The sequence below is a fragment of the Streptomyces sp. LBL genome, from assembly GCF_029893585.1.
In the GTDB taxonomy this organism is placed as follows: Bacteria; Actinomycetota; Actinomycetes; order Streptomycetales; family Streptomycetaceae; genus Streptomyces.
Genome location: NZ_JARXYX010000008.1, coordinates 205,023 through 224,498 on the forward strand (window position 1 = coordinate 205,023; position 19,476 = coordinate 224,498).

Below are 19,476 nucleotides of genomic sequence, written 5' to 3' on the forward strand. Positions count from 1 at the left end.
AACACCATTATTTCGACCCATAAAGGTAAGGCAGGACATTATGCGTGCAGCCCGCTTCCATCCGTGATCTTGCGTGGGAATCCCGGCCTTCAGGCCGGGCGGGAAACGCATCCTGATTGGCGGAGCCGCGAAGCGGCGTAGTACGCTGCGGGTCTGCCTCGGCAGCGGTCAGGGCTTGACCGTCACGAGACTTCTCGGAGTCGAGTGAGAAGCCCCTTCGTTCACGAAGGGGAGGAGTCACGAATACGGCGGAGTGGAGAGCCTGGTGATCGAGCAGGCCCCCGAGCCCCACCCCGGACTTGGTGAGATCCGTGTCCGCGTCGCGGCGGCCAGCGTCAATCCCATCGACTGGAAGCTGCGCGCCGGCGACCTGCGCCAACTGCTTCCCCTGGAGCTGCCCGCCATTCCCGGGCGCGACGCCGCCGGCGTGGTCGACGAAGTCGGTGACGGAGTGCAGGGGGTGAGCATCGGCGACCGCGTCTTCGGGCTGGGCGGTGTCACCGGCGCAACCGCAGAGCTGGTCATCCTCTCGGCCTGGGCCCACTCCCCCGACACGTGGAACGATGAGCAGGCCGCGGGCGCCGGTCTCGCGTCCGTGACCGCGATGCGTGGCCTGAACGCGCTCGGCTCCCTCGCGGGGCGCACCCTTCTCGTCGAAGGCGCCGCCGGAGGTGTGGGCAGCGCGGCAGTCGAGATCGCTGTGGCACAAGGTGCCACCGTGATCGGGACAGCCAGCGAACGCAACCACGAGTTCCTCACCTCTCTCGGCGCCGTTCCCACCACCTACGGCCCCGGCCTCGCGCAGCGCCTCTCCGCTCTCGCTCCGCACGGCGTCGACATCGCGCTCGACACCGCGGCCTCCGGATCCCTGGACGACCTCGTCGCGATCACGGGCGACCCGACGCGCGTCGCGACGGTCGCCGACCACGTAGGCGGGCAGCGTCTGGGCACGCATGTGGTCAACGCGGAGAACGACTCCACCCTCCTGTCCGCGGCCGCGGAACTGGGTCGGCAAGGCCGCTACACACCCCGTATCGAACAGACCTACCCCCTGGAGCGGATCGCCGACGCCCACGCGCACGCCGAGCGCGGACGCACACGCGGAAAGATGGTGATCTGCATCTGAAGCGGGGGCATGGCACAGATGCGCCAGCCCACCAAGCGATGATCTTGGCGGGCTGACGCTGCCGTGCGCGCCTGCGGCGGATGCTCAGTGCACGATCCGGTAGCGGTGTTCGGGACGGCCGGTGGTTCCGTAGCGGAGTTCGAGCCGGACCATGCCCTCCCGTACGAGGTAGGAGAGGTACCGCTGGGCCGTGGCGCGGGAGACGCCGGTGAGTTCGGCGGCCTGGGCCGCGGAGAGGGCGTCCTGGGCGCTGCGCAGGACCTGGTGCAGGAGGGCGAGGGTCGGCGCGGAGTGGCCCTTGGCCGGGACCCGGGGGACCGCCGGTGGCCGGGCAGCGCTGAAGAGGGCGTCCACGTCGGCCTGGTCGGTGCGCGGGGCCAGGCCGAGGGCGTCCACGCGGTGCTGGAGTTCGCGGTAGGCGGTGAGCCGCTCGGCCAGGTCGGCGGCGCCGAACGGCTTGACCAGGTAGCCCACGGCGCCGAGCTTCATGGCGGTCCGTACCGAGGTGATGTCGCGGTCGGCGGTGATCATGATCGCGTCGGGGCGGGCGCCGCCCTCGTCTCCGCTGAGCTGTCGCAGCACGTCGAGTCCGCTGCCGTCCGGCAGGAAGACGTCGAGCAGCAGCAGATCGGGGTGGAGGGTGCGCACGGCGTCCAGCGTCTCGGCCACGGTCGCCGCCCGGCCGACCACCTCGAAGCCCTCGACGCGGGAGGCGTAGTCGCAGTGGATGTGGCTGATGTGGAAGTCGTCGTCCACCACCAGGATCCGGATCATCCGCGGTCGCCTCCTGTCGGTGAGGCCGTCGTGAACTGTGCGTCTCGCGGTACGGGGGCTCCGTCCGGCAGCGGAAGCGCGACGGTGAAGACCGCGCCCGGCCCCTCACTGACCGCGATCGTGCCGCCGTGCCGCTGGGCCAGCCGGTGGACGAGCGCCAGCCCCAGCCCGCGCCGGGCGGTGCCCCGGTCGGGCCGGGTCGACCAGCCGTCCTCGAAGATCGACTCGGCAACGCCCGGCGGAATCCCCAAGCCGCTGTCCGCGACCCGCACCATCACCTGGTCGACAGCCTCGATCAGCGAGAGCTCGACCTCGCGGCCGCCCGCCGGGGGCGGTCCGCCGGCCGCGGCGTCGATCGCGTTGTCCAGCAGGTTGCCGACGATGGTCAGCAGTCGGCGCAGATGCGGCGGGTCCTCGCCGAGCGCGGAGTCGTCGCTGAGCACCACCTTCACCCCGCGTTCCGCGGCCACCGTCGTCTTGGCGACGATCAGCCCCACGAGCAGCGCGTTGCCGATCCGTTCGCGTACGGACTCGGTCAGCGCCTGGTCGGCGCCGGCCGACTCGACGGCGTACTCGTAGGCGGCGTCGTGGTCGCCGATGTCCAGCAGCCCGGCCACGGTGTGCATGCGGTTGGTGAACTCGTGCTGCTGGGCGCGCAGGGCGTCGGTCAGCCCGCGCACCGAGTCCAGTTCACGCAGCAGCCCGATCAGCTCGGTGCGGTCGCGTACGGTGACCACCGCGCCCAGTTCACGGCCGTGCAGTGTCACCGGCATCCGATTGACGACCAGGCAGTGGTCGTCGGTCAGCACGCTGAGGTCGGTGCCGGGCAGGGTGCCGTCGAGGGCGCGGCGCAGCCGCCCGTCGGGCAGCACCTCGTCGAGCCTGCTGCCGAGGGCCGTGCCGAGGCCGAGCAGGTCGCGGGCCTCGTCGTTGACCACGGTGATCCGGCCGTCGGGAGCGAAGGCGATCACGCCCTCCCGGATCCCGTGGAGCATGGCCTCGCGGTCCTGGAGCAGTCCGGCGATCTCCTCCAGTTCCAGCCCGAAGGTCGACCGTTTCAGCCGCCTGGCCAGCAGGAACGCCGCCGCCGAGCCGAGTGCGACGGCGATCGCGCTGTACAGGCCGAAGGTGGGCAGCTCCCGCCACAGCTCACCGAGCACATCGTGTTCCGGGATGCCGGCCGACACCTCGCCGACCAGCGCGCCCGTGGGTCCGTACAGCGGAGCCTTTCCATTGGCGGACCGACCGGTCGCACCCTGGTCGGAGCCCACGTGCGGGCGGCCGTCCAGCACCGCGATGGGGTCGCCCACCGGCTCTCCGATCAGTGCCGGGTCGGGGTGCGAGTGGCGGATGCCGTGCAGGTCGATCACGACCACGTACGAGGCTCCCGATGCCTTCCGGATCCGTTGGGCGACGGTCTGCACGATGTCGCCGCCACCGCCGTACTCCATGGTCTGCCGGATCTGCGGCTCGGCGGCCGTGGTCTGGGCGATGTCCAGTGCCCGCTGCTCGTAGGCACGGTCGATCTCGGTCCGCTGGGCGAACGCGAACAGTACGAAGCCGATGGCCCCGGTCAGGGTCAGGATGACCAGCTGGTTGGCCAGGATCCGCGCGGAGAGCCTCCCCTTCCCGCCGCGGCCGATCCGGGTACGGATGGGCATCACAGGTGCCTTCGCCCTTGTCGTGCTGCCGGGCCCGGCCCGTTCGCCGTACCCGTGGTGGCGTGATTGTGTCCCACCGAGGACATTCTGCCCAGCCCCCGACGTGCTGAGCAGAACGCGCAGAACCCCCGTTAACACGACTAACGCGCGATACGTCTGAAACAGCGACGTAATACCTGGCGGCCTTTAGCGTCTGCCTTCCTCGACCTCCGAGGACCTCCGAGGTAAGGAAGGAGACGGCCTCGAATGGCTTCGCGAAACGATGTGGCGACGAGCCCCGTCGCCGAGAAGATCGGCCGGGACAGTGCGCGAGTCGAGATTTCAGGACTCACCAAACGGTTTCTGACTCCTGCGGGTGAGGTGTTCACCGCGCTGGAGGACGTCTCCTTCACGGTGGAGCCGGGCCAGTTCTGCGCGGTGGTGGGCCCTACCGGCTGCGGCAAGTCGACGACGCTGAGCATGGTGTCCGGGCTCGACCGGCCCAGCGAAGGCTCGGTCAAGGTCGGCGGCCGAGAAGTGGACGGCGTCACCGACGGCGTCAGCTTCATGTTCCAGACCGACGCGCTGCTGCCCTGGAAGAGCGTCCTCGGCAACGTGCTGATGGGCCCGGTCTTCCGCGGCGTCCCCCAGCAGCAGGCGCAGGCTTCGGCGCGCGACTGGCTGCGCCGCGTGGGCCTGACGGGGTTCGAGGATCGTTACCCCCACCAGCTCTCCGGCGGGATGCGAAAGCGCGTGGCGATGGCCGCGGCGCTGATCAACGAGCCCAAGATCCTGATCATGGACGAGCCGTTCGGCGCTCTGGACGTGCAGACCAAGGCGATCATGTCGACCGAGCTGCTCGGGCTGTGGGAGCAGATCCGTCCCTCGGTCATCTTCATCACCCACGATCTCGACGAGGCCGTGGCGCTCGCCGACCGGGTGGTCGTCATGACGTCCAGCCCCGGCTCGATCAAGGCGGTCTTCGACATCGACCTGCCGCGCCCGCGCGGAGCGGTCCAGGAGATCCGCTTCCAGCCCCGCTTCATCGAACTTCAGCACCTGATCTGGGACTCGCTGCGCGAGGAGGTGGAGCGCGCCTACGCCCGCACCGCAGGAGGTACGGCATGAGCACGACGTCCGCGGTTTCCGCCGGCCTGGCCAAGGGCGGCGCACCGTCCGCGGCCGCGGACGCCGCCAAGCGCGCCTCCCGGCGACGCACCGCGCAGGTGTGGGCGGCCCGCGTCGGCCTCGCGGCCTTCGTCCTGGGCGGCTGGCAGGCGTTCACCACCTGGGGAATCGTCGACCCGTTCTTCTTCGGGCAGCCGTCCGGCATCGCCAAGCGGCTGGTCGACCTCTTCCAGCACGGCACCGAGTTCGGGTCCTTCTACTCCAACATCTGGACCACGATCCAGGAGGCGCTCGCCGGCTTCGCCCTCGGGGCCGTCACCGGGGTGGTCTTCGGTGTCACGCTCGGCCAGAGCCGCTTCCTCGCCGACGTGCTCGGCCCCTACATCAAGATGGTCAACGCGATCCCGCGTATCGTCCTCGGCTCGATCTTCATCGTCGCTTTCGGCATCGGCGTGCTGCCGAAGATCCTGCTCGCCGCGGTGCTGGTGTTCTTCATCGTCTTCTTCAACGCCTTCCAGGGCGTGCGTGAGGTCGACCGCAACATCCTCGCCAACGCCAAGGTGCTCGGCGCCTCGCAGCTGCAGATCACCCGGCACGTCATCGTGCCGTCCGCGCTCACCTGGATCATCGCCAGCCTGCACAGCGCCTTCGGCTTCGCCGTCGTCGGCGCCCTGGTCGGCGAGGTACTGGGCGCGCAGAGCGGCCTCGGCCTGGTCATCAAGACCGCGCAGAACAACTTCGACCCCGACGGCGTGTTCGCGACGATGCTCGTCATCTCGGTCATCGTGCTCGGCGCCGAGTGGCTGATCGGCAAGCTCGAACACCGGCTGCTGTCCTGGCGCCCACCGGCGCCGTCTGAGGCCAACTCCCTCTGACGCCCCCGCACTTCCCTCAATGTCATCGCAGAACCCTCAGCAAAGGAATGTGGTCAGCCATGTCCAGACGACCCGCCGCCGTCGCCGCGTCCGTCCTCACCGTCCTCGCCCTCGGCGCGGTCAGCGCCTGTTCCGGCAACTCGTCCGCCTCGACCGGCGGTTCGGGTTCCGTACCGACCGTAAAGCTCATGGCCGGCGGCCTCGACAAGCAGATCTACCTGCCGTACCAGCTCGCCCAGCAGCTCGGTCTCTACAAGAAGTACGGCGTCGACGTCCAGCTGAGCACCGAGCAGGACGGCGGTGTCGGCGCCGAGGAAGCCATGGCATCGGGGCAGGTAGACATGGCGGGCGCCTGGTACAACCACACGATCGAGTTCCAGGCGAAGGGCAAGGCGGTCGAGGACGTCGTCCAGCTCTCGGGCGCGCCGGGCGAGCGCGAGATGTGCACCACGAAGTCGGGCGTCCACTCGGGCGCCGACTTCAAGGGCAAGACCCTCGGCGTCACCGACCTGGGTTCGGGCACCGACACCCTCACCCAGTTCCTGGCCGCCAAGAAGGGCGTCAAGACCGGCCAGTTCCACCGGATCGGGGTCGGTGCGGGCTCCACCGCCATCGCCGCGCTGCAGAAGGGCAAGGTCGACTGCGTGATGACGACGCAGCCGACGGTGGCCGCGATCCAGAAGAAGGGCGTCGGCACCTCCGCCGTCGACCTGGCCACCACCTCCGGCGCCACGGCGGCGATGGGCGGCGCCTATCCCGCGGCCAGTGTGCTCGCCCGCACCGACTGGGTGAACTCGCACAAGGCCACCGTGCAGAAGGTCGTCGACGCGCTGGTCGCCACCATGCACTGGATCAACACGCACAGCGCGGCCGACATCGCGAACAAGTTGCCCGCGTCGTACGTGTCGAACCAGTTGGTGACCAAGGCCGACTACATATCGGCCCTGACCGAGGACAAGGGCCAGTTCCTCCCCGACGGCCTGATGCCGGCCGGCGGCCCGAAGACCTCTCTGGCGACTGAGCAGCTGGTCGGCAACGTGAAGTCGTCGGTGGACCTCAGCAAGACGTTCACCAACGACTTCGCCATCCAGGCCAACAAGACCGAGGGCTTCAAGACCACCACGACCCCGGCGGGGCCGAACGGCTGAGCTGCACCGCTCATGTCCGGGGCCGTCCAGGTGACAGTCAACGGCCGGGCCACACGCGCAGATCGCGGTCTGCGATGCCGACCGGGACGTTCAGGTTGCGGACCCCGTCGGCGCCCGGCCTCGATCACAGGACGGAGCGGCGGGCGAGCAGCGCCAGCACCAGCAGGCCGGGGAGCAGCGGCAGCCAGGCCGTCAGCAGGCGGTAACCGAAGACCGCCGACAGGGCCGCGGCCGGGGGCGCTCCGGCAGCGGTGAGCGTCAGCACGAGCGCGGCGTCGAGCGAGCCCAGGCCGCCCGGGGTGGGCAGCAGTGCGGCGGCACCGCTGGCAAGGAGGTAGGCCAGCAGGACATGACCGGCGGGCACGGTCACGTCCAGCGCCCTGACCACGGCAACCAGTACGGCGGCGTGCAGCAGGGCGAAGCCGAGGGACCCACCCCACAGGGCGCGCCCTGGACCGCCTGCGCCCCGCGTCGCCCAGATCCGGAAGCGGTCGTACGCGCTCTGCTCGCGCGGGCAGCGCTCACGGCCGGACGCCGGGAGCCGTCACGCGCACTTGGTTTCACCGACCGCGCGGTCACCCGCCGGTCCGGGGCGAGGCCAGGAGCAGTACGACGGCCAGCGCGAAGCGGACCAGTGCGGTGCCGGCGCGGTCGCCGACCACCGTGGCCGCTTGTTCGTCGGCCCAGCGTTCCACGACAGCCTGTCTGCCGGGTGACTGCGGCGCCGCTCGGCGCTTGTCGGCGTATCACTGTGCGATGTCGCGCTGGACGTCCTTACGGGAGGTGGCCAGGTAGCCGACGAAGCCGAGGATGGCCACCGTCCAGGACACCGTGACCGGCCCCAGGCCCAGGTCGAGTACTTGAAGTCTCCCGACGTGCCCCTCGTGGCCCAGAGGAACCGAACCACATCACCATGCGACCCTCCCGGGTCAGAGGTGCACCAGGGAACGGAGAAGAATGCCGTTGATGTCGGCGCAGCATCACTTGGCCTTGTTCACGAACTGATCAGGGCTTTCCATCTGAGCAAGAGAGAGGAGGTCGACTTCGCCGTGTCCAAGTGCGGCGCGACTACCCGGTCGGCGGTCTTGCAGCCGTTCCGGTGGCAACATCAATCAGATGGGACAACCATAGTGGTGTAGCTGCTCATCAGGCGCTATGCGCAGGATGAGTGACCAGGGAAAACCAGCGCCCCCGGAGCATCCATGAAGATTAAGGCCAAGATCGGACCAACTCACGACACCGCTTTTTTCGACGACCTTCAGGCGGTGTTCGACAGGCATCCGGATGTCGCAAAGAACTACTCCGTCCGGCATATCGGTAGGGTAGTTGACTTCATGAAAGTCGACTTCGGTCGCCAGGTTGCGATGTCGAACGTTCAGGATGGTGAGATCGTCACCAAGTTCGTCGACCGGATTCCCGATCCCATTCCTGACATGCCCACCGACCTGGGGTGCTGTGCGTGGAAGTTGACCGCTCATGAGTGGAGATGCGTCGAGTACTGCATTATGGCACCTCCCGAGTAGCGCGCGGAAGCCAACGGATCCAGGCCGAGGACGTTGCGATGGCGGCGAAGCGCGATCAATACAGCTAGAGCCCAATTGGCGGGCCTTGCTTGATCGACGGGGCGGGCGACATCCACACATGGGTGTATTGGATGCGCCTCGACCCCTCTCTGAGGACAGCATGAACCTCATGCACCACCACCTCTCGGCGCGGTCAAGGAACAATACCGAATGTGCTACGCGTCGGAGGGTGCGGCCTGCACACACAAGGGAGTCAACATGTCATTGCCAGTGGGTAGCCGTTGGACCATCAAGCGAGGGTCCGTAGGGACCGAGACCATCGAGATTGTCGATAGTCAAGGCGAGAGCTTCACTGCGAAATACGTCAGCACCACAGACCGAAGCAAGTTCTCGGGTGAAGTGTGTGTTCGACAACAAGAAGTCATCAGCATCAAGCAAAACAACGTCGGGCCAAAGTACGTCGCATTCCATAGTGGGCTGCGAGAAGCTTCAGATGGCGGTCGCTACACGGGGACCTGGTACGACGTGGCAGGGAACAAGGGCGACTTCAGCCTGGTCAAGCAGTAGCACGCACAACGGCTCTTGTTCCTCTCACTGCGACACGTCCGGCACTGCCGGAACCCTCGGGGGTCCCAGGTACGTGTTCAGCGGCGTGTACTCGTGACCGTGTCGGCAGTGGGTCCTGCGGGCGCGTGCCCTGTCCGCATCCCGGCCTCGAAGAGCTTCCTCCCTCGTCACGGCTTCCAGGTGACGCGGGTTGCGGCATCGAGTGTGGTTCGATCCCCGTGGCTCGGCGTGACTCATCTGAAAGTCTTCCGGGATCTCCCCAACCAGCAGCTTGAACACCACACGGTGAACACGTTCTGTCTTCCCCTGGCAGGCGACGGTGCGGTAGCCGGACGAGCCCTCCCCCTGACGGCTGGTCGGGCAGCCAGTGGATCAGCTCGGCGGACTCTCCGGTAACGTCAGAATATGAGTCATCCCCATCCTGAACTGAAAGCCGCCCCTCCCCTGCCTGAAGGAGGGCTGAGGGTCACCGCCCTGGGCGGTCTGGGTGAGATCGGCCGCAACATGACCGTCTTCGAGCATGCCGGCAAGCTGCTCATCGTCGACTGCGGCGTGCTGTTCCCCGAAGAGACCCAGCCCGGCGTGGACGTGATCCTGCCGGACTTCACCTCGATCCGTGATCGCCTGGACGACATCGTGGCGGTGGTCCTCACCCACGGCCACGAGGACCACATCGGTGCCGTGCCGTATCTGCTGCGAGAGCGCTCCGACATCCCTGTCGTGGGCTCGAAGCTCACACTGGCGTTCCTGGAGGCCAAGCTCAAAGAGCACGGAATCCGGCCGCGCACAGTGCGGGTACGTGAGGGCGACCGGCGCGCCTTCGGCCCCTTCGACTGCGAATTCGTGGCGGTCAACCACTCCATCCCCGACAGCCTCGCGGTCGCGATCCGCACCAGGGCCGGGCTGGTGCTGCACACTGGCGACTTCAAGATGGACCAGTTCCCGCTGGACGACCGCATCACCGACCTGCGCGCCTTCGCCCGCCTCGGCGAGGAAGGCGTCGATCTCTTCCTCACCGACTCCACCAACGCCGAGGTCCCTGGCTTCACCACCTCCGAGCGCGACCTGAACCCGGCGATCGAGCAGGTGATGCGTACCGCCCCGCGCCGGGTGATCGTCTCCAGTTTCGCCAGCCATGTGCACCGCATCCAGCAGGTCCTGGACGCCGCGCACCAGCACGGCCGCAAGGTCGCCTTCGTGGGCCGCTCCATGGTTCGCAACATGGGCATCGCCCGCGACCTCGGATACCTGAAGGTTCCCAGCGGCCTGGTCGTGAGTACCAAGGAACTGGAGAAACTGGCGGACCACAAGATCACCCTGGTGTGCACCGGATCCCAGGGCGAGCCGATGGCGGCTCTGTCCCGGATGGCCACTCGCGACCACGTGATCCGCATCGGCAAGGGCGACACCGTCCTGCTCGCCAGCTCGCTGATCCCCGGCAACGAGAACGCCATCTACCGGGTGATCAACGGGCTGACCCGGTGGGGTGCCCATGTCGTCCACAAGGGCAACGCCAAGGTGCACGTCTCCGGGCACGCGAGCGCAGGTGAACTCGTGTACTGCTACAACATCGTCAAGCCCCGCAATGTCATGCCCGTACACGGCGAATGGCGGCACCTGCGGGCCAACGCCGACCTGGCCATCCGTACGGGGGTCGACCCCGAGCGGGTGGTCATCGCCGAGGACGGCGTCGTCGTCGACCTCGTGGACGGGCGTGCGTCGATCACCGGCAAGGTGCCCGCGGGCAACGTCTATGTGGACGGCATGGAGGTCGGCGGCGCCACCGAGGCGTCCCTGAAGGATCGCGTCACCCTCGCGGAGGAAGGCGTGGTCACCGTGGTGGCGATCGTCGATGCCGACACGGGCTCCCTTGCCGAGGCTCCCGACTTCCTGGCCCGCGGGTTCGTCCACGACGACACCACCTTCGAACCGGTCATCCCTGTCATCGAGAAGACTCTGGCGACCGCGGCCCAGGAGGGCGTCGGCGACGCACGCCAGCTGGAACAGCTCATCGCGCGCGCCGTGGCGAACTGGGCCTTCCGCACCCACCGCCGCAGGCCCCTCATCATCCCCGTCATCATCGACGCCTGACCGGCCGGGCTCCGGCTTCACCATCCCCGGTGCGACCTCGGTCAGGAGCCCGTCTCGAAGGACGAAGTACGAGGTCAGGCCATCGGGGACGAGCATCGAAGCTCATCCCGTGAGGCGGTCGAGGTTGCGGTGGCCGTGCACCACGAAGAAGTACGGCGCGGCCATCGGAGACCGTATCGCCGGTATCGCCCGTACCCTTCGTGGTGACTACGGCGTCACATAGCGGGCGCCAAACCTCTGGAGGCAACACCCCGTGCTGATTGCTCAGCGTCCATCCCTGACCGAAGAGGTCGTCGACGAGTTCCGCTCCCGGTTCGTGATCGAGCCGCTGGAGCCGGGCTTCGGCTACACCCTCGGTAACTCCCTGCGTCGTACGCTCCTCTCCTCGATCCCGGGTGCGGCGGTCACGTCCATCCGCATCGACGGCGTTCTGCACGAGTTCACCACCGTGCCGGGCGTCAAGGAGGACGTCACCGACCTGATCCTCAACATCAAGCAGCTGGTCGTCTCCTCGGAGCAGGACGAGCCGGTCGTGATGTACCTGCGCAAGCAGGGCCCGGGTCTGGTCACCGCCGCCGACATCGCGCCCCCGGCCGGTGTCGAGGTGCACAACCCCGACCTCGTCCTCGCCACGCTCAACGGCAAGGGCAAACTGGAGATGGAGCTCACGGTCGAGCGTGGCCGTGGTTACGTCTCCGCCGTGCAGAACAAGCAGGTGGGCCAGGAGATCGGTCGTATCCCGGTCGACTCCATCTACTCGCCGGTTCTCAAGGTCACGTACAAGGTCGAGGCCACCCGTGTCGAGCAGCGCACCGACTTCGACAAGCTGATCGTCGACGTCGAGACCAAGCAGGCCATGCGTCCGCGTGACGCCATGGCGTCGGCCGGTAAGACCCTGGTCGAGCTGTTCGGTCTGGCTCGTGAGCTGAACATCGACGCCGAGGGCATCGACATGGGCCCGTCCCCGACGGACACCGCGCTGGCCGCCGACCTGGTACTGCCGATCGAGGATCTCGACCTCACCGTTCGGTCGTACAACTGTCTGAAGCGCGAGGGCGTCCACTCGGTGGGTGAGCTCGTGGCCCGCTCCGAGGCCGACCTCCTCGACATTCGCAACTTCGGTGCGAAGTCGATCGACGAGGTCAAGGCGAAGCTGGCCGGCATGGGCCTGGGCCTCAAGGACAGCCCGCCCGGATTCGACCCGACGACTGTCGCCGCCTTCGACGCGGACGGCGACGCGGATGCCGGTTTTGTGGAGACCGAGCAGTACTGAACACCGCGCTGGGCCGGTCATGTAGACACTTCGCGTACAGGGACAGAAGAACTTCCACACTGGTCCCTGTACGCCAAGCGCCTCCGCGCAGGAGCCGGCCGCCACGCTCGGCTCGGCTCCTGCCGCGGTCGCACGCCCTCAGCGCAACGACACCGAGCCCAGTGCACCGAGCCCAGTGCACCGGGCCCAGTGCGCCTGACGGTGGTGCGCCTCGTTCCGCACCCGAACCGTCCGGGTGATCCGGCTACGCGCCGACGCCACCGACACCGGCTACGGCCTCGCCGCGGTCACCACCGGCCTCCCCCTGGTCACCACCGGCCTCACCACCCCGTCGCGCGGCTGATCGCCCGCTGCGCGCGCGGCAGGCGATCGAGGTGACCTTCTCCGGAGGCCCTGCGCCGCGGCGAGGGCCCGCCCCGGCGCAAGCCCCGCGGCGGTCCGCCCCCCCCCCTGCGGTCCGCCCGGGATCGGCCAAGCCGGGAATCGCACCCGGACCGGAGAATCGCACCCGCACCGCCGTCGAGCGCACCACCGTGCCCTCCGGCCGGTGCTTCACCAGGTTGGGCCACGCCACGGTCGGGACCTTGGACGGAGCAGTGCCAGGGCCTCCTGGCGTTTTCGCTTCTAATCTTGGAACAGCACAGCGACGCTCGGTTCCGACTCAGACAGGCAGGACATGAGGAAACCGCAGATCGACTACGCCGCGGTCTTCCGGGCCCTTCCCGGCATGGTGGCGCTGCTCACCCCCGACCTGGTGTACGCCGACGCCAACGACGACTTCGTACGGCTGTCCGGGCGCACCCGCGAGCAGTTGCTGGGCCGCTACATCTTCGACGTCTTCCCCGAGAACCCGAACGACCCGGCCGCGGCCGGTATGCGGGAGACCGAGGCGTCGATGCTCCGTACGGTGGCCACCGGCGAGCGCGACACGATGGCGCTGCTGCGTTACGACATCGAGGATCCCCAGCGGCCCGGCGTGTGGCAGGAGCACTACTGGAGCCCGGTGAACGCGCCCGTCCTCGGTTCCGACGGGCGGGTGGCGCTGGTCGCGCACCGGGTGGAGGAGGTCACCGAACTCATCCGCGCCTTCGGCGGGCCGGGCGGCGACAGCCGGTCCCGGGTGCTGGAGGCCGAGCTGTACACCCGCGCACGGGAACTGCAGGAGGTCAACGAACGTCTGCGCCGGGCGCACGCCCGCGAACGCGAGGTCGCCCTGGCCCTGCAGGCGGCGATGCTGCCCGCGCCGGGCCCGTCGGGGCAGCACGCGGCAGCCGTGCGGTACCGGCCCGCCGTCGGCGCGCTGAACGTGTGCGGCGACTGGTACGACCTGGCCGACCTGCCCGGCGGGAATCTCGCGGTCGCCGTCGGCGACGTCGTCGGACACGGTCTCGCCGCCGCCGGCGTCATGGGGCAGCTGCGCAGCGCGCTGAGCGCGGCCTGCCGCGTCGCCGACGGCCCCGCCCAGGCCCTGGAGGCCCTCGGCCTGTACGCCCGCTCCGTCGACGGCGCCGAATCGACCACCGCCGTGACGACCTTCATCGACCGGGACGACCACAGCGTCACCTACAGCAGCGCCGGCCACCCTCCCCCGGCCCTGCTGCACCCCGACGGCACCGTCACCTTCCTCGACCAGGCCACCGACCCCCCGCTCGCGGCCCGCCCCGAACACCTCCCCCGCCCCCAGGCCCGCACGCCCTACGCCGAGGGTTCCACCCTCGTCCTGTACACCGACGGCCTGATCGAACGCCGTACCGAGGACATCGACACCGGCCTGGGCCGTCTCGCCGACTCCCTCACCCGGCACCGGCAGTCCGACCCCGAGACCCTGGCCGACGCCCTCCTGGCCGATCTTCTTCCCGCCACCGGCAACAGCGACGACACCGTCCTGATCGCCGTCCGGCTCTGACCCGGTCCTCAGCCGACAGCCGGGTCGATCCTCGGCCACGAGTCCGTCGGCGAAGTGAGGGAAGCGGTGCTACTCGGCCGTGACGACGGCGTCCACCGGTTCGCACCCCGGTGCCTTCGCGGTCAGGAGGATCTCGCCTGCGCATGTGGGGCGCAGTACCGCCGGCGCGCGTCCGTCGTCCCTGAGTGCGCCCGGTGCTCACAGGCCGGTCAGTGCGCCGACCGGGTCCAGGTCAGGGGTGCCGCGGGGCCACCAGTCGTCGTGGGCGGGCTCGGACTCGTAGGCGTACCAGAGGCCGTCGCGGCCGAGGCGGAGCTGGACGTGGCCGCGGGGGTGGGTGAGATGGTTGTGCCAGGGCCGGAAGGCGGGGAGGTCGGCGGCGAGAAGGAGGGGGCGGGCACGGTCGAAGCGGCCGGCCGGTGGGTCCCAGGGCTCCTCCAGGACGCTCAGTCCTTCCAGGCCGCCCTGTCTCCAGGCGGCGACCGCACGCGCCAGGTCGCCCGGGGCTCGGCCGGTGGCGGAGGTGAGTGAGGAGTAGAGGGCGCGGGTACCGGCGGTGAGGCCCGAACCGGGGCGGGCCGCGGCGAGCCGTACCGCGTCCTGCCACAGGGTCAGTTCGCCGACCGGGTCACGGCCGGTGGCCAGCAGGGCGTGGGCGCGGGTCGCCGCGTCGGTCGCCAGCTGGTCCAGGGCGAAGGGGTCCGGGCCACCCGCGGTCGCGGGGTACACCGGGGGCTGTTCCGGATGCCGGGGCGTCGGCAACGGTGCAGGGAGGGGCGGGAGTTGGCGGGGCTTGAGGGCATCCGTGGCCCGTACGCCGGGCAGGGGTGCCGGGCCCCGTTCCTGGGCGGCGCGGGCCGCGCGGGCGGCACTGAGTCGGGACAGGGCGCCGAGCAACTCGTGTTCGCCGCGACCGCGCAGCAGGAGCAGGACGAACGGGTCGGCGTCCAGCAGACGTGCGGTCTGGTAGCAGAGGGCGGCGGCGTGCTTGCAGGGGTGGCCGGAGTCGGGACAGCTGCACCGGGGGTCGAGGTCGCCCGGACCCGGCAGCAACGGCACGCCGGAGTCGGCCAGCGTGTGGGGCATCTCCCGGTCGAGCAACGCGGCGATGTCAGCGGGCCGTTCGGCTGCGCTGTGCAGGAAGCGGTCCCAGTCGGCGTCGTCGAGCGTGCGCAGCCGGACCTGGACACGGTACGGCCGGGGGCGGCTCCCCTGCACATAGGCGAGGACGAGACCCGGCGTCACGGTGATGGCGTCCACGTGTCCCTGCTCCGCATACCCACGACCACGCACGAGCCGCTGGGTGTCCAGCGTGCCCTCCTCCAACGCGGCGACCCAGGCGTTCCCCCACCAGGTCTCGGCGAACCCGCCCCCGCCGGACGGCAGGGCCGGGAACGCGGGGAAGGTACGGCGGAGCTCACCGTCACGTGCGGGGGCGGCCATGGAGCGGGGGTGGCGGGGTGGAGCGGGCGTGGAGGGTGCGGTGCCGTGGGGCCAGGGCGGTGGAGTTGGGGTGACCGGCGGGAGGGTCGCGGACGGGAATCCGGGGCCGACGTGTGCTGGAGGGGGCAGCGGGGAGCCGGGATCTGCGGGCGCCGAAGACGACAGCCGGGAACCAGGATCAGCAGACACCGAAGACGACAGCCGGGAACCAGGATCAGCAGGCACCGAAGACGACAGCCGGGAACCGGGATCAGCAGGCGCCGAAGACGACAGCGGGGAGCCCAGATCGGCCGCCACCGGGGGTGAGAGCCGCGAGCCAGGGCCGGCGGGCGCCGAAGGAGGCAGCCGGAAGTCGAGGTCGGCGGGCGCCGAGCCCGAGGTCGACGGGCGGGTGGCCGTACGCGCCGTTGACAGGGCTGAGGCGGGCCTGGTGTCGGCGGCGCCGACGTCCTCCGGGGTCGTCGCAGGAGTCGGCGTTCCGGTGAGGGGGCCGGGACCCTCGTGCCGCTCACCGTGCTCGTCGCCGGGGTCCCCCTCCGGCGTGACCGCCATGTCAGGCATCCGGAAGGCGTCGGCCACGTCGGCCAACAGCGCCCGCAGGTCACGCGCCCGCACAGACGCGTCCGGACGGACCGCCGCCGGGCCGCGCTCCCGGCTCGTGGCGGCGGTTCGCCCGGGTCGCCGAAGGGCCTCACCCCGAGGTGCACCACCGCCCTCGGGCGGCATGGCGTCGCCGTGAGCCTGGCGGGCCTCGCTGCGCGCCGCACGCAACGCCTCGCGCGCGACATCCGCGGGGCGCGCTTCCTGGCGCCGGGACCTTTCGCCCTCACTTTCAAGAGCCTCGGGAGCCTCGGCGCGGGACTTCGCGGCATCTTCGGTACGGTCCGTCGCGGCACCTCCGGGACGGGCCGGCGCGTCGTCGCCGGTGCCTTTCGCCCTGGGCTGGTCCTCGGCCCGTCCGAACGGCGCCCTCAGCCCGTCGGCGTCCGTCGTCTTCTCCCGGTCGGCTTTCTCCCGGTCCGCTTTCTCGCGCGCCTCCCGCGCCTCCCGCAGGGCCCGGCGGGCCGCGTCGGCGGGGCGGGCCGTCATGATGTCCTCCGGAGGGAGACCAGGTCGGACAGGTCGCGGTCCGTCAGTTCTGTGAGGGCCGACTCGCCGGAGCCGAGGATCGCGTCGGCGAGGGCTCGCTTGGATTCCAACATCTCCGCGATACGGTCCTCGACCGTGCCCTCCGTGATGAGGCGGTGGACCTGGACCGGCTGGGTCTGGCCGATGCGGTAGGCGCGGTCGGTGGCCTGTTCCTCGACGGCCGGGTTCCACCAGCGGTCGAAGTGGACGACGTGTCCCGCGCGGGTGAGGTTCAGGCCCGTGCCGGCCGCCTTGAGCGACAGCACCAGGACCGGGGTCGCCCCGTCCTGGAAGCGGTCCACCATCCGTTCCCGCTCTGCTATCGGCGTGCCGCCGTGCAAGAGGTCCACCGGGACCGCGCGGGCGGCCAGATGGGAGGCGATCAGGCGGGCCATCCCGACGTACTGCGTGAAGACGAGCGCCGAGTTGTCCTCGGCCAGCAGGGTGTCCAGCAGTTCGTCGAGGAGGAGGAGCTTCCCGGAGCGGGCGGCGAGCCTGTCGCCGGCCGTCACCGGGACCTCCTCTTTCAGATACAGCGCGGGGTGGTCGCAGATCTGCTTCAGCGCTCCCAGCAGCTTCAGCACGAGACCCCTGCGGCCGATCCCCTCGGCGGTCTCGATCGCCAGCATCGACTCACGCACCACCGCCTCATAGAGCGCCGCTTGTTCGCGGGTGAGCGGGACCGGGTGATCCGTCTCCGTCTTGGGCAGCAGTTCGGGCACGATGCCGGGGTCGGACTTCTTGCGGCGCAGCAGGAAGGGGCGCACCAGTCGGGCGAGCCGGACGGCCGCCTCCTCGTCCTCACCGTTCTCCACCGCGCGCGCGTGCCGGGCGCGGAAGGACCTCAGGGGGCCGAGGAGCCCCGGTGTCGTCCAGTCCAGCAGCGCCCAGAGCTCGGAGAGATTGTTCTCGACCGGGGTGCCGGTCACGGCAACGCGGGCCGGCGACGGGATCGTACGCAGCGCCTTCGCGGTCGCCGAGTACGGGTTCTTCACGTGCTGTGCCTCGTCGGCGACGACCATGCCCCAGCGCTGCTCGGCCAGCCGCGGTGCCGCCGACCGCATCGTGCCGTACGTCGTGAGGACGAAGCCGCCGTCGAGGTCGTCCAGGGTGCGCTCGGGGCCGTGGAAGCGGCGGACGGGGACGCCGGGCGCGAACCGGGTGATCTCCCGCTGCCAGTTGCCGAGGAGGGAGGCCGGGCAGACCACGAGAGTCGGCTCCCGGCGGGCCCGGCGCAGGTGCAGGGCGATGACGGTGATCGTCTTGCCGAGACCCATGTCGTCGGCGAGGCAGCCGCCGAGGCCGAGGGAGGTCATGAGGTCGAGCCAGGCCAGACCGCGGAGCTGGTAGTCGCGGAGGGTGGCCCGCAGGCCGGCGGGCGGCTCGGCGGGCCGCAGTCCGGCCGTGAGGCGGTCCCGGAGGGCGGCCAGGGCGCCGGCCGGTACCGCCTCGACCGTCTCGCCGTCGACCTCCGCGGTGCCGGTGAGCGCGACGGAGAGCGCGTCGACCGGGTCGAGCAGACCCAGTTCGCGCTTACGGGCCTTGCGGACGAGAGCCGGGTCGACCAGCACCCACTGGTCCCGGAGACGGACCACGGGGCGGTGGGCCTCGGCGAGCGCGTCCATCTCGGCCTCGCTGAGCGGGTCCCCGCCGAGCGCCAGCTGCCAGCGGAACTGGAGCAGTTCCTCGCTCTCGAAGAAGCCGGTGCCGTCGGTCGCCGAGCCCGGCGCGGGCCGGACCACCGCGGTCGCGCTGAGGTCCTGGGCGAGGTCCCGGGGCCAGTGCACGGCGACCCCGGCCGCGGCGAGCCGGGTCGCGGCGGCCCCGAGCAGATCGCCCAACTCCTCGTCGGACAGGGCCAGTACGTCGGGCACGTCCTGCTCGGAGAGCTGGTCGAGCGGTGGCCAGACCCGGGCCGCGCGCCGCACCGCGAGAGCGGCGTCCACCCGCGCGCGGGGACCGAAGGCCGTGTCCGCCGCGCCCGCCCACAGGGCCGCCGCGTCCGTGATGAGCGTGGGGTCGGCGAGGCTGTGCACCTGGACGATCGCCGCGCCCGCGCTGCGGGCCCCTACGCCCGAGTCGTCGAAGAGGTCGTACGCCGACAGGTCGAGGCGGAGCGAGATCCGCACGCCCGCGTCCATCCCGGCGGCGACCTCCGCGGCCCAGTCCTGGGCGTCGGGCAGACGCTGGGGCTGGCGGGCGGCGAAGGGCCTGCCGGAGGCGTACGGCGCGGCGGGGGTGCGGGGCAGGGTGTCCGCGACCGCGTCCAGGAACGAGCGCATCAGCGCTTCCGGTTCGGGCAGGCGGATCGGGCCCGGGCCGGACAGCGGGACCGCGTGTCCCTCGTACGGCAGGGCGGCGGCGACCGCGCGCAGGTGGGCGATGTCGTCCGGGTCGAGGGGGCCGGCCCGCCAGGCGTCGTGGCCGGTGGCTGTCAGGCCGGGGAGCAGGCGGCCGCGGGCGATGAGCCGCAGCGCGTGCAGCGCGGCCGCGCCCCAGCAGGCGGTGGCGGGGTGGGCGGCGGGGTCACGCCGGGCGCGGACGAGCAGGGGCAGGGCCTCGCCGACGGGCAGCGACAGCGCCGGGGCGGTCCTGCGACGTACTCCGGCACCGTGCCACCGTACGACGGTGATCTCGCCGGGGGCGGCGGGCACCTCGGCGTCCTCGGGGTCCCAGAAGGCGACGCGGCCCTCGCGGGGCAGGGGCGCGGGCAGGAAGACGGCGGCGAGCCGGAGGGGGACGCTCTCCCCCGCACGCCCGGCCATCGATGCCGTGTCGCTCATACGTCCTGCCACCTCCCGCCCGTGTGTCGGATCAGTCGTCTTCGACTCTACGGGCGGGGTCTGACAATCGG

The 19,476-nt window shown here is 70.4% G+C and carries 13 protein-coding genes and 1 pseudogene; 9 read left to right on the top strand and 5 right to left on the bottom strand.

Annotated features, from left to right (window positions below):
• Positions 1 to 253: 253 nt before the first annotated feature.
• A complete protein-coding gene (locus M2271_RS12380; RefSeq protein ID WP_348539163.1) occupies positions 254 to 1,126 on the top strand; it encodes an NADP-dependent oxidoreductase in 873 nt (290 codons plus the stop codon).
• An 84-nt stretch (positions 1,127 to 1,210) separates the two neighbouring features.
• Here the strand turns inward: M2271_RS12380 and M2271_RS12385 are convergent, their stop codons facing one another.
• Positions 1,211 to 1,900, bottom strand: a complete 690-nt coding sequence (locus tag M2271_RS12385) for a response regulator (RefSeq protein WP_280887193.1) — start codon at positions 1,898 to 1,900, stop codon at positions 1,211 to 1,213.
• Positions 1,897 to 3,561, bottom strand: a complete 1,665-nt coding sequence (locus tag M2271_RS12390; RefSeq protein WP_280887194.1) for a sensor histidine kinase — start codon at positions 3,559 to 3,561, stop codon at positions 1,897 to 1,899. The genes M2271_RS12385 and M2271_RS12390 overlap by 4 nt, the downstream gene beginning before the upstream one ends.
• A 246-nt stretch (positions 3,562 to 3,807) precedes the next feature.
• Between M2271_RS12390 and M2271_RS12395 the strand changes: the two genes are divergently transcribed.
• Genes M2271_RS12395 through M2271_RS12405 form a run of 3 tightly spaced genes read left to right on the top strand, consistent with a single transcriptional unit; the run spans position 3,808 to position 6,691 of the window.
• Positions 3,808 to 4,668 carry an ABC transporter ATP-binding protein gene (locus M2271_RS12395; RefSeq protein ID WP_280887195.1) on the top strand — a complete coding sequence of 287 codons (861 nt, stop codon included), beginning with the start codon at positions 3,808 to 3,810 and terminating at the stop codon, positions 4,666 to 4,668.
• On the top strand, positions 4,665 to 5,543 hold the full coding sequence (locus M2271_RS12400; RefSeq protein WP_280887196.1) for an ABC transporter permease: 879 nt from the start codon (positions 4,665 to 4,667) through the stop codon (positions 5,541 to 5,543). The genes M2271_RS12395 and M2271_RS12400 overlap by 4 nt, the downstream gene beginning before the upstream one ends.
• 59 nt (positions 5,544 to 5,602) lie before the next feature.
• On the top strand, positions 5,603 to 6,691 hold the full coding sequence (locus M2271_RS12405) for an ABC transporter substrate-binding protein (RefSeq protein WP_280887197.1): 1,089 nt from the start codon (positions 5,603 to 5,605) through the stop codon (positions 6,689 to 6,691).
• A 124-nt stretch (positions 6,692 to 6,815) separates the two neighbouring features.
• On the opposite strand, the pseudogene M2271_RS12410 reads toward M2271_RS12405, so the two are convergent.
• A pseudogene (locus tag M2271_RS12410) lies at positions 6,816 to 7,136 on the bottom strand (lysylphosphatidylglycerol synthase domain-containing protein); the annotation flags it as partial.
• A 757-nt stretch (positions 7,137 to 7,893) separates the two neighbouring features.
• Between M2271_RS12410 and M2271_RS12415 the strand changes: the two are divergent.
• The 5 genes from M2271_RS12415 to M2271_RS12435 all read left to right on the top strand — a co-directional run bounded on the left by M2271_RS12415 (position 7,894) and on the right by M2271_RS12435 (position 14,051).
• Complete coding sequence (locus tag M2271_RS12415) at positions 7,894 to 8,214, top strand: hypothetical protein (protein ID WP_280887198.1); 321 nt, start codon at positions 7,894 to 7,896, stop codon at positions 8,212 to 8,214.
• Positions 8,215 to 8,472: 258 nt separating this feature from the next.
• Positions 8,473 to 8,781: a hypothetical protein gene (locus M2271_RS12420; protein WP_280887199.1), complete on the top strand. Its 309-nt coding sequence runs from the start codon at positions 8,473 to 8,475 to the stop codon at positions 8,779 to 8,781.
• 405 nt (positions 8,782 to 9,186) lie between these two features.
• Positions 9,187 to 10,872 carry a ribonuclease J gene (locus M2271_RS12425; protein WP_280887200.1) on the top strand — a complete coding sequence of 562 codons (1,686 nt, stop codon included), beginning with the start codon at positions 9,187 to 9,189 and terminating at the stop codon, positions 10,870 to 10,872.
• 253 nt (positions 10,873 to 11,125) lie between these two features.
• Positions 11,126 to 12,145, top strand: coding sequence for a DNA-directed RNA polymerase subunit alpha (locus tag M2271_RS12430; RefSeq protein ID WP_280887201.1), 1,020 nt, complete (start codon positions 11,126 to 11,128; stop codon positions 12,143 to 12,145).
• Positions 12,146 to 12,821: 676 nt separating this feature from the next.
• Entirely contained in the window at positions 12,822 to 14,051 is a 1,230-nt protein-coding gene (locus M2271_RS12435; RefSeq protein ID WP_280887202.1) for a SpoIIE family protein phosphatase, read from the top strand.
• Between the two features lie 198 nt (positions 14,052 to 14,249).
• On the opposite strand, the gene M2271_RS12440 is transcribed toward M2271_RS12435, so the two are convergent.
• Both M2271_RS12440 and M2271_RS12445 read right to left on the bottom strand, forming a co-directional pair.
• A complete protein-coding gene (locus M2271_RS12440) occupies positions 14,250 to 16,583 on the bottom strand; it encodes an SWIM zinc finger family protein (protein WP_280887203.1) in 2,334 nt (777 codons plus the stop codon).
• Complete coding sequence (locus M2271_RS12445; protein ID WP_280887204.1) at positions 16,580 to 19,405, bottom strand: DEAD/DEAH box helicase; 2,826 nt, start codon at positions 19,403 to 19,405, stop codon at positions 16,580 to 16,582. The genes M2271_RS12440 and M2271_RS12445 overlap by 4 nt, the downstream gene beginning before the upstream one ends.
• Between the last annotated feature and the right edge of the window lie 71 nt (positions 19,406 to 19,476).

What these genes read in the sequence shown, in the direction of transcription:
- M2271_RS12400 (WP_280887196.1), top strand. Translation starts at nt 4,665, where the DNA reads ATGAGCACGACGTCCGCGGTTTCCGCCGGCCTGGCCAAGGGCGGCGCA.
- M2271_RS12435 (WP_280887202.1), top strand. Translation starts at nt 12,822, where the DNA reads ATGAGGAAACCGCAGATCGACTACGCCGCGGTCTTCCGGGCCCTTCCC.
- M2271_RS12405 (WP_280887197.1), top strand. Translation starts at nt 5,603, where the DNA reads ATGTCCAGACGACCCGCCGCCGTCGCCGCGTCCGTCCTCACCGTCCTC.
- M2271_RS12395 (WP_280887195.1), top strand. Translation starts at nt 3,808, where the DNA reads ATGGCTTCGCGAAACGATGTGGCGACGAGCCCCGTCGCCGAGAAGATC.
- M2271_RS12390 (WP_280887194.1), bottom strand. Translation starts at nt 3,561, where the DNA reads ATGCCCATCCGTACCCGGATCGGCCGCGGCGGGAAGGGGAGGCTCTCC.
- M2271_RS12445 (WP_280887204.1), bottom strand. Translation starts at nt 19,405, where the DNA reads ATGAGCGACACGGCATCGATGGCCGGGCGTGCGGGGGAGAGCGTCCCC.
- M2271_RS12415 (WP_280887198.1), top strand. Translation starts at nt 7,894, where the DNA reads ATGAAGATTAAGGCCAAGATCGGACCAACTCACGACACCGCTTTTTTC.
- M2271_RS12385 (WP_280887193.1), bottom strand. Translation starts at nt 1,900, where the DNA reads ATGATCCGGATCCTGGTGGTGGACGACGACTTCCACATCAGCCACATC.
- M2271_RS12425 (WP_280887200.1), top strand. Translation starts at nt 9,187, where the DNA reads ATGAGTCATCCCCATCCTGAACTGAAAGCCGCCCCTCCCCTGCCTGAA.
- M2271_RS12420 (WP_280887199.1), top strand. Translation starts at nt 8,473, where the DNA reads ATGTCATTGCCAGTGGGTAGCCGTTGGACCATCAAGCGAGGGTCCGTA.
- M2271_RS12440 (WP_280887203.1), bottom strand. Translation starts at nt 16,583, where the DNA reads ATGACGGCCCGCCCCGCCGACGCGGCCCGCCGGGCCCTGCGGGAGGCG.